Raw genomic sequence first — 9,740 nt, 5'->3', positions numbered from 1 at the left:
TGGGCCGGGGTCGAGGTCAGCCGCAGTACGTTGCGGTTCCTCTCCGAGGGTGAGCTGGACCGCTTCCTCCGGGAGGCCGGATTCACGGTCACCGCGCGCTACGGCGACTGGACGGGGTCACCGTTCGCCCCCGACTCCCCGGAGATCATCACCGTGTGCGAGGCGCTGCCGCGTTGACGGGTGCGGGCCGGTGGGGGTTGTTCGCGCAGTTCCCCGCGCCCCTGAAAAACCGATCTCGGCTGCCGGACGGTGGGGGCTGGGCGCGCAGTTCCCCGCGCCCCTGGAAAACCGATCTCGGCTGCCGGACGGTGGGGGCTGGGCGCGCAGTTCCCCGCGCCCCTGGAAAACCGATCTCGGCTACCGGACGGTGGGGGCTGGGCGCGCAGTTCCCCGCGCCCCTGGAAAACCGATCTCGGCTACCGGACGGTGGGGGCTGGGCGCGCAGTTCCCCGCGCCCCTGGAAGGCATGCGCTGCGCGCAGCCTTCCTCCGGCCCCGGGGAGATGGCGCACGAAGTGTGCATCTCCAGGGGCGCGGGGAACTGCGCGAACGACCCCCACCGGCCCGCGGGCGGAAATGGCGCGGCCCGGTCCCGGTGGAAGTCACCGGGGCCGGGCCGTGTGGTGCGCGGGGGCTACTTGTCGTCCTGGTCGCCCTCCAGGGCAACCAGCGCCGGGTCGAGGACGATGTCCTCGGCGCGGGCCTCCACCGACGGCTCCTCCGGGAAGTGGCAGGCGGTGAGGTGCCCCGGCTTGGAGCCGGAGATCTGGACGAGCGGCGGCTCCTCCGTCGCACACTTGTCCTGCGCCTTCCAGCACCGCGTACGGAACCGGCAGCCGGACGGCGGCGCGATGGGCGAGGGCACGTCGCCCTCCAGCCGGATGCGCTCCTTCTTCTCCGCGTCGATGTCGGCGTCCGGGACGGCCGACATCAGCGCGTGGGTGTAGGGGTGGCGCGGCCGGTTGTAGAGCGAGTCGCGGTCGGCGATCTCGACGATCTTGCCGAGGTACATGACCGCGACGCGCTGCGAGAAGTGCCGCACGATCGCCAGGTCGTGCGCGATGAAGACGAACGCGATGCCCATCTCCCGCTGGACCTTCTGGAGAAGGTTCACCACCTGGGCCTGGATGGAGACGTCGAGCGCCGAGACCGGCTCGTCCGCCACGATCAGCTTCGGCTCCAGGGCCACCGCACGGGCGACGCCGATGCGCTGGCGCTGACCGCCGGAGAACTCGTGCGGGAAGCGGTTGTAGTGCTCGGGGTTGAGGCCCACGATCTCCAGGAGTTCGCGGACCCGCGCCTCGCGGCCCCCGGGCGGGTTGATGCCGTTGATCTCCATCGGGCCGGAGATGATCGTGCCGACCGTCTGGCGCGGGTTCAGCGACGCGTACGGGTCCTGGAAGATCATCTGGATCTCGGACCTGATGGGCGCCAGCTGCCGCCGGTTGGCCGTGCTGATGTCCTGGCCGTTGTACGTGATCGTGCCCTGCGTGGGCTCGTACAGGCGGGTCAGCAGACGGCCCGTCGTCGACTTGCCGCAGCCGGACTCGCCGACCAGGCCCAGGCTCTCGCCCGGGAAGACGTCGAAGTCGACGCCGTCGACGGCCTTGACCGCGCCGACGGTGCGCCGGATCGGGAAGCCGCCCTTGATCGGGAAGTGCTTCTGCAGGCCGCGGACCGAGAGCAGCGGAGCCGCCTCGCTGTCCCGCTGCTCGGGGATCGCGTCGGCGACCGCCGTGGTGGTGTTGCTCTTGTTGTCGCTCATGGTCATGCCCCAGTCGCCGGTTTCAGCTCAGCCCAGCCGGGGCTGAATCGTCTCGATGAACACCTGCTGCTTCTGGTCCGCCGTCAGGTGGCAGGCGGCGCCGCGGCCGACCGGAAGCACCGGACGCTCGCCCGAGCAGCGGCCGTCGGTCACCTTGTCGGTGAAGGCGCAGCGCGGGTGGAACGGGCAGCCCGAGGGCGGGTTGAGCAGCGACGGCGGCGAGCCGGGGATCGGCAGGAGCGGCTCGTCGACGTCCGAGTTGAGGCGCGGCATCGAGCTCAACAGACCCCAGGTGTAGGGGTGTTCGGGCGTCTTGAGCACCTGGCGGGTGGACCCGCGCTCGACGGCACGGCCGGCGTACATCACGAGGATGTCGTCGGCCATGTTCGCGACCACACCCAGGTCGTGGGTGATCATGATGATCGCCGAACCGAACTCCTGCTGCAGGTCCTTGAGCAGGTCGAGGATCTGCGCCTGCACCGTCACGTCGAGCGCGGTGGTCGGCTCGTCCGCGATGAGCAGCTCCGGGTTGCACACCAGCGACATGGCGATCATGGCGCGCTGGCGCATGCCGCCGGAGAACTGGTGCGGGTAGTCGTCGACCCGCTGCTTCGGGTGCGGGATGCCGACCTTGCCGAGCATTTCGATGGCCCGGTCCCGGGCCTCCTTCTTGCTGGCCCCGGTGTGCTTGCGGAACGGCTCGGAGATCTGCCGGCCCACGGTGTAGTACGGCGACAGCGCGGTCAGCGAGTCCTGGAAGATCATCGCCATCTTGTTGCCGCGGAGCTTCTCCATCTCGGATTCCGAGGCGGTGAGCAGCTCCTGGCCGTCGAGGACGATCTCGCCGTCGATGGTGGCGGTCGTCGGGTTGTGCAGGCCGAGCACGGTCAGGTTGGTGACCGACTTGCCGGAGCCCGACTCGCCGACGATGCCGAGCGTCTTGCCGCGCTCCAGGTCGAAGGAGAGCCCGTCCACCGCCTTGACGGCGCCGTCCTCGGTGGAGAACTGCACCCGCAGGTCGCGCACCGAAAGGAACGCGTCGGAACCGGTCGGGGCCGGAGCGTCCTCGGTCTTGGTGAGTGTGGTCACGGGTTCTCCTAGGACAGACGCACGCGCGGGTCGACCACGGCGTACATGGCGTCCACAACGATGTTGCAGATGATGATGAAGGCGGCGCTGATGATCATGACGCCCATGAGCACCGGCAGGTCCTTCAGGATGACCGAGTCACGGGCCAGACGGCCGAACCCGGCGAGACCGAAGGTGAGTTCGGTGACCATGCCACCACTGAGCAGGGCGCCGATGTCCATGCCGAGGATGGTGATGATCGGGATGACCGAGCCGCGCCACGCGTACCGGTAGAAGACGTAGCGGCTGCTCATGCCCTTGGCCTTGGCGGCCCGGACGTGTTCCTCCTGCAGCTGCTCGATCATCGACGAGCGCGACATACGCGTGTAGTTGGCCGTGAAGATCGTCGCCATCACGATCCAGGGGATCAGCAGGCCCATGAACCAGCCGCCGGGATCCTGCGTGATGGGCACGTACTTGGGCTTGTCCAGCCATCCGGTGCTGTAGACGAAGATGCCGAGCACGATCGGGCCGAGGAAGTAGATCTGGAACGAGCTGAGCACCAGCGAGCCGCCGCTGAAGATCTTGTCGAGCCAGGTGCCGCGGTAGCGGGCGGCCATGAGGCCGGCGCCGAGACCGACGAACAGGAAGACGACGAGGCCGCCGAAGGTGAGCGAGAGCGTCAGCGGGAGGCGGTCCATGATGGTGTCCCACACCATCTGGTTGTTCCGGAACGAGACGCCGAAGCACGGCGCGTCACAGTGCCCCACACCGAAGTCCCGTCCGGCGAAGATGCCGGAGAGGTAGTGCCAGTACTGCAGCGGCACCGGGTCGTCGAGGCCGAGGTTCTTGTGGATGATCGCCAGCGCGTCCGGGGTGCAGTTCTTGCCGCACGCGAGTGTCGCCGGGTCCTGTGGGATGGCGAAGTACATGAAGAACGTGAAGGCGCTGATCAGCAGAAGGATGAGTGCTGCGCCAGACACCCGGCGTATGAGAAATCGAAGCATGGCAGAAAGCTGCTCTCAGGACGGCGGCGGTGGGAGGCCAGGAGGGGGTCCGGCGGCCCGGGGGTGAGGGCTCCGCCGCGCCCTCACCCCTGGGAACTGCCTTTAGCTGCTTACTTCTTCAGGTAGATCGTGGTCGGGTCGGTGTAGCTGACCACCTGGCCGTAGCGCAGGCCACCCACGTTCGAACCGGCGATCTGGAACACCTTGGTGTAGTAGATCGGCGCAGCCGGGTTGATCTTCTCGGAGATGTACTTCGAGAGCTTGGCGTACTCCGAGGCGCGCTGGTCGGCGTCCGCGATCTTCTGGATGCGGCCGAGCTCCGAGTTCACGTGCTCGTCGTTGGTGTGCGAGTAGTTCGACGCACCGTCCTGGATCTGCGCACCGTCGAAGGAGGGCGGGAAGACGGTGTTGCCGTCGGCCCAGTCCTGGCCCCAACCGGTCATGTAGAGGTCAAAGCCGTTCTTGACCTTGCCCATCTGCTCGTACCACGTGGCCTGGTCGACTTCCTTCTTCTGGATGTCGAGGCCGATCTTCTCCAGGTTGTTGATGATCAGGTTCGCCTGGGTGGTACGGACCGGGGTGTTGGCGTACGCGTAGACGAGCTTCTTGCCCTCGGCGCCCGCCTCCTTGATGAGCTTCTTCGCCGCTTCGATGTCGCCGTTCGGCTTCTTCGCACGGTTGAAGGGGTCGTACTTGGCGTCGTAGCCCGGGGTGGTGGGCGACATCAGCGACGTGGCCGCGTCACCGCCGTAGGCACCGCCGTCGGCGCGAGCGACCGAGGTGGCCGGCATCGCCAGGGAGATGGCGTCACGGATCTTCTTGTCCTTGACGCGGTCCATGTTGAAGTTCAGCTGCCACACGTACGGGGCGTAGCCCTGGATCGTGCGCTTCATCACGGCCTTGTCGGACGTGATCTTCTGCAGCTGGGTGGCGTCGACCTGACCGGTGAACATGATCGCGTTCTTCGCGTCACCGCGGTCGGCCAGGATCGTCTTCGTCTGGTCGGCCTTGTCGTGGTTGAACTCGATGTTCCAGCCGTCGACGTAGGCGTGACGCAGCGGGTCGGTCTTCTCGTCCCAGTTGTCGTTGCGGACCAGGGAGAGCGACTTGCCCGACTTGTAGGACGCGACCTTGTACGGACCGGTGGCGACGGGCGACTGGTCGTACTTCTGCTTCGTGTCCGTCTTCTCGGGCACGACGGAGTAGGCGGCCATGGCGAGCGCCTGCGGCACGTCGGTGTGCGCCTCGAGGAAGTGGAACGTGATGGTCTTGTCGTCCGGCGTGTCCAGGACCGTCTTGGGCAGGTGCTTGCCCTTGTACGGGCCCTTGTAGGCCTCGCGGTACTTGGTGCCCGCGCCCGACAGCCACTGCTGGATGTAGGTCGGACCGTCCGTCAGGAACGGGTCGTAGAGCCGCTCGATGGAGTGACGGATGTCGGCCGAGGTGATGACGTGGCCGTTCTGGTCCTTGATCCCGTCCTTCAGCGTGAAGGTCCAGGTCTTGCCGCCGTCCGAGGACTTGCCCGGGTCGGTCGCGAGGTCACCGACGACCGTCTGGTCGCCCTTCTCGTTCTCCGTGTACGTGGTCAGACCACGGTAGAGGAGCTTGGAGAGCATGCCGGCGTCGGAGACGTAGATCTGCCCCGGGTCCAGGTGCGAGAAGTCCGCCTCCTGGTAGACCTGGACGGTGCCGCCCTTCTTGGCACCGGCGACCGGCTTGGCCGGACCGACCGAGTCCTGGGCGGTGCCCATGGCGACCGGCTTGGCCTGGGCCTTGGCCTCTTCCTGGGACTTGCCCGCGGGCTTGTTGCTGTCCTTGCTGCCACTGCTGCAGCCGGTCAGAGCGAGGGCGCCGACGGCTGCCGCGGCGACCGTTGCCTGCGCCGTGCGCGATCGAAGGATGCTCATGGAGTTGAGTCCACCTGCCTGTGAGTAGTGATCCTTTGGTGCTGCCTGGCGCATCCGGTTGGTCGTCCCGGCGCCCGGGTGGCAGCTTCCCCCTGCGGTGACGCTGGATCAGCGTCCGGTCTTGGGATCGAAGGCGTCCCGGACCGAGTCACCGAGGAGGTTGAACGCCACGACGAAGACGACCATGGCGACACCCGGGAAGAACATGTAGGTCGGGTCCTGCTCGTAGATGTTCGCGGCGGTGGCGAACATCAGGCCCCAGTCGGGGGTGGGGTCTTGGTAACCCACGCCGACGAAGGAGAGGAAGGCGACCGAGAGGATGGTGCTGGGGAGCAGATACGTGCCCTGGACGATGATCGGGGTGACCAGGTTGGGCAGCAGCTCCTTGCGGATGATCCGCCAGGGCGAGGCGCCCGCGACCTTCGCGGCCTCCACGAACTCCCGCTCGCGCAGGGAGAGGGTGACGGCGCGGATCAGTCGCGCGAGGCTCATCCAGGTGAGCAGCCACATGACGCCGGTGATGGCGAGGAAGCGGACGATCGTCGGCGTCTCCTCGTCGGGCGCCACGAACACGGTGACGATGACGGGCATGGCCGCCACCATGAAGAGCTGGTTGGGCAGGGCGAGCATGAAGTCGATGAGCCGGCCGAGCCAGTAGTCGATCTTGCCGCCGAAGTAACCGGCCGTCAGGCCGATGACGATGCCGATGAACACCATGCCGATGGTGGCCAGCAGCGCGGTGCCCAGCGACGTCCGCATGCCGTACAGGAGGTACGCGAGGACGTCACGGCCGTAGTTCGGGTCGATGCCGAACCAGTGCTCGGGCGACATGCCGCCGTTGGGCCCGGCGGGCAGGTTGAACTCGTTGAGGAGCGTCGGGTCGTCCTGGCCGTAGAACGTGTACGGGTCCTTGCCGTACAGCTTCGTGATGACCGGCGCGAGCGCGGCTATCAGGAAGAAGAACAGCACGACGAAGGCGGAGATGATGCCCGTCTTGTCCCGCTTGAAGCGGCGCCACATCAGCTGGCCGGGGCTGCGCCCCTCCAGCTTCTTGGGCTCCTTGGCGTCGCCCTGCGGCGCGCCCTCTTTGTCCAAGGCGGAAGAGGTAACGGCGCCCTCAATCTCGATTGGACTCGTCATGATTCGTCCATTTCACAGGTGTTGGCGGTCGTCGGAGGTACGGAGAAGAGTCCGACGGCCATCGCACGGCGTACGTCATTCGAAGCGCGCGAGGGGAACAACGACTGGGGTGAACCCACCCCTGGGGAACCCTGGCTTGTCGCCGGCCTCGGCCGGACAACAGGCCGAGCCGTCAAGGGCGTTCGCGACGCTGGATCGTTACCTCGCCCGCGGGACTGAGCGCACCCGCGGGACTTACAACACCTGTCATCGGGGACGACGCGACCCATATGGCGCTTGTGGCACCTCGCATGGGTTCCTCCTCATGAGTCCACTTTGTTCACTACAAGTGGAGGCACAGGACATCCGGCCGACACCCCTGACGGCGAAGATGTAAGTGCCCCAGTGTGCTCGCGAGTCGGCGCTCCCCACAGCGCGTGACCCATTGACCCGAGCTCTACGCCGTCAACTATTAGCCACCCGGGCTGTCGCGACCACACTCTTTTGGTCTCGGTTCGATCACACCTGATGCGTACATCTCCCAAAATCCGGACAAACGGATCTGAGATAGAGGGACACGAAACGGACGTGTTACATATCTATCGACCACTCGCGCCCGGATACCGGACACCGAGGTGGACTTAATCACTTGCGCGGGGACGGCTTTTGACCCTTTGTTGGGCGACGCATGACCTGTCCCGTTCACCCCGCGTAGACACCGGCAGATTAGCGCCAACGCAAAGGGCCCGGCACCCCTTTCGGGGTACCGGGCCCAACTGCCTGTGGGTCAGTTGTGCTTGGCGCGCGAGGCCGAGCGGCCGCGCTCCTTCTGGTCCAGGACGACCTTGCGGATGCGCACGGCCTCCGGGGTCACCTCCACGCACTCGTCGTCGCGGCAGAACTCCAGGGACTGCTCCAGGGAGAGCTTGCGCGGCGGGACGATCGCCTCGAAGGAGTCGGCGGAGGCGGAGCGCATGTTGGTGAGCTTCTTCTCCTTGGTGATGTTCACGTCCATGTCGTCGGCGCGCGAGTTCTCGCCGACGATCATGCCCTCGTACACCTCGGTGCCGGGGTCGGTGAACAGCACGCCGCGCTCCTGGAGGTTCGTCATCGCGAACCCGGTGACGGCGCCGGCGCGGTCGGCGACCAGCGAGCCGTTGTTACGGGTCGTCAGCGTGCCGAACCACGGCTCATGGCCCTCGTGGATGGAGTGGGCGATGCCCGTACCGCGGGTGTTCGTCAGGAACTCCGTACGGAAGCCGATGAGGCCGCGGGACGGGACGACGAACTCCATGCGGACCCAGCCGGAGCCGTGGTTCGACATGTTGTCCATCCGGCCCTTGCGGACGCCCATGAGCTGCGTGACCGCGCCCATGTGCTCCTCGGGGACGTCGACCGTGAGGCGCTCGACCGGCTCGTGCGTCTTGCCGTCGATCTCCTGCGTGACGACCTGCGGCTTGCCGATGGTCAGCTCGAAGCCCTCGCGGCGCATCTGCTCGACCAGGATGGCGAGCGCGAGCTCACCACGGCCCTGGACCTCCCAGGCGTCGGGACGCTCGGTGTCGAGGACGCGGAGCGAGACGTTACCGATCAGCTCGCGGTCCAGGCGGTCCTTGACCTGGCGGGCGGTGACCTTGCGGTCCTTGACGGCCGACTTGGCGGCCGCGCCCTTGCCCGTGCCACCCCGGCCGACGAGCGGCGAGGTGTTGGTGCCGATGGTCATGGAGATGGCCGGCTGGTCCACCGTGATGAGCGGCAGCGCGACCGGGTTCTCCGTGTCGGCCAGGGTCTCGCCGATCATGATGTCCGGGATGCCGGCCACGGCGCAGATGTCACCGGGGCCCGCGACCTCGGCGGGCTTGCGGGTGAGCGCCTCGGTCATCATCAGCTCGGTGATGCGGACGTTCTGGATCGTCCCGTCGCGCTTGATCCACGCGACGGTCTGGCCCTTGCGCAGCTCGCCCTGCTCGACGCGGAGCAGCGCGATGCGGCCGAGGAAGTTGTCGGCGTCCAGGTTCGTGACGTGCGCCTGGAGGGGGGCCTCCTCGTCGTACGTCGGAGCCGGGACGTGCTCCAGGATCGTGGAGAAGAACGGCTCCAGGTTGGTGGAGTCCGCCGGGACCGTGCCGTCGGCCGGCTTGGTCAGCGACGCGATGCCGTCACGGCCGCACGCGTAGACGATCGGGAACTCGATCTGCTCCTCGTCCGCGTCCAGGTCGAGGAAGAGGTCGTACGTCTCGTTGACGACCTCGTCGATCCGCGAGTCGGGGCGGTCCGTCTTGTTGATGCAGAGGATCACGGGGAGGCGCTGCTGGAGCGCCTTGCGGAGCACGAAACGGGTCTGCGGGAGCGGACCCTCGGAGGCGTCCACGAGCAGGACCACCGCGTCGACCATCGACAGACCGCGCTCGACCTCGCCACCGAAGTCGGCGTGGCCCGGGGTGTCGATGATGTTGATCGTGATGACGTCGCCGCCATCCTTCGGGTGGTACTTCACCGCCGTGTTCTTGGCCAGGATCGTGATGCCCTTCTCACGCTCCAGGTCATTCGAGTCCATCATGCGATCGTCGAGCGACTCGGCGGCGTGCGCGGCGAAGGAGCCGGCCTGCTTGAGCATGGCGTCGACGATGGTCGTCTTGCCGTGGTCGACGTGAGCGACGATGGCGACGTTTCGGATGTCGTGGCGCGTGGCCATATTGCGGCGTACTCCCGGAGTGAGTGGACGGCTGCGCGTACATCAGTGATACGCGCGCCCTGCCGGGCTGGACACGCCACGGCCTTACCCCATGGTACGTGGCTTGACGGGTGGGGGGCCTGCCGGGGCTCCTCAGAGAGGTGGGGGTGAGCCGCACAGTAGGGAAAAACCGCAGGTCAA

The 9,740-nt window shown here is 67.0% G+C and carries 6 protein-coding genes; all 6 read right to left on the bottom strand.

Going from position 1 to position 9,740, the window contains the following annotated elements; all coding sequences use genetic code 11:
- Nucleotides 1-633: 633 nt before the first annotated feature.
- On the bottom strand, nucleotides 634-1,764 hold the full coding sequence (locus M4J07_RS31155; protein ID WP_255977189.1) for an ABC transporter ATP-binding protein: 1,131 nt from the start codon (nucleotides 1,762-1,764) through the stop codon (nucleotides 634-636).
- Nucleotides 1,765-1,791: 27 nt separating this feature from the next.
- Nucleotides 1,792-2,853, bottom strand: coding sequence for an ABC transporter ATP-binding protein (locus M4J07_RS31150; RefSeq protein ID WP_255977187.1), 1,062 nt, complete (start codon nucleotides 2,851-2,853; stop codon nucleotides 1,792-1,794).
- 8 nt (nucleotides 2,854-2,861) lie between these two features.
- Nucleotides 2,862-3,839: an ABC transporter permease gene (locus M4J07_RS31145; protein ID WP_255977185.1), complete on the bottom strand. Its 978-nt coding sequence runs from the start codon at nucleotides 3,837-3,839 to the stop codon at nucleotides 2,862-2,864.
- Nucleotides 3,840-3,949: 110 nt separating this feature from the next.
- Nucleotides 3,950-5,746 carry an ABC transporter substrate-binding protein gene (locus M4J07_RS31140; protein WP_255977183.1) on the bottom strand — a complete coding sequence of 599 codons (1,797 nt, stop codon included), beginning with the start codon at nucleotides 5,744-5,746 and terminating at the stop codon, nucleotides 3,950-3,952.
- 108 nt (nucleotides 5,747-5,854) lie between these two features.
- Nucleotides 5,855-6,886 carry an ABC transporter permease gene (locus M4J07_RS31135; RefSeq protein WP_255977181.1) on the bottom strand — a complete coding sequence of 344 codons (1,032 nt, stop codon included), beginning with the start codon at nucleotides 6,884-6,886 and terminating at the stop codon, nucleotides 5,855-5,857.
- Nucleotides 6,887-7,652: 766 nt separating this feature from the next.
- Nucleotides 7,653-9,560 (bottom strand): translational GTPase TypA, encoded by a 1,908-nt coding sequence (typA, locus tag M4J07_RS31130; protein ID WP_255977179.1) that lies wholly within the window; start codon nucleotides 9,558-9,560, stop codon nucleotides 7,653-7,655.
- Nucleotides 9,561-9,740 lie beyond the last annotated feature (180 nt).

Origin of the sequence: Streptomyces longispororuber, from assembly GCF_024448165.1 — a bacterium.
Classification (GTDB): Bacteria; Actinomycetota; Actinomycetes; order Streptomycetales; family Streptomycetaceae; genus Streptomyces; species Streptomyces longispororuber_A.
This window is presented reverse-complemented; position numbering and strand designations above follow the sequence as displayed.

Bases quoted from the DNA above. Each gene is read 5' to 3' on its own strand.
- M4J07_RS31155 (WP_255977189.1), bottom strand. From the start codon at position 1,764: ATGAGCGACAACAAGAGCAACACCACCACGGCGGTCGCCGACGCGATC.
- M4J07_RS31145 (WP_255977185.1), bottom strand. From the start codon at position 3,839: ATGCTTCGATTTCTCATACGCCGGGTGTCTGGCGCAGCACTCATCCTT.
- M4J07_RS31140 (WP_255977183.1), bottom strand. From the start codon at position 5,746: ATGAGCATCCTTCGATCGCGCACGGCGCAGGCAACGGTCGCCGCGGCA.
- M4J07_RS31135 (WP_255977181.1), bottom strand. From the start codon at position 6,886: ATGACGAGTCCAATCGAGATTGAGGGCGCCGTTACCTCTTCCGCCTTG.
- typA (WP_255977179.1), bottom strand. From the start codon at position 9,560: ATGGCCACGCGCCACGACATCCGAAACGTCGCCATCGTCGCTCACGTC.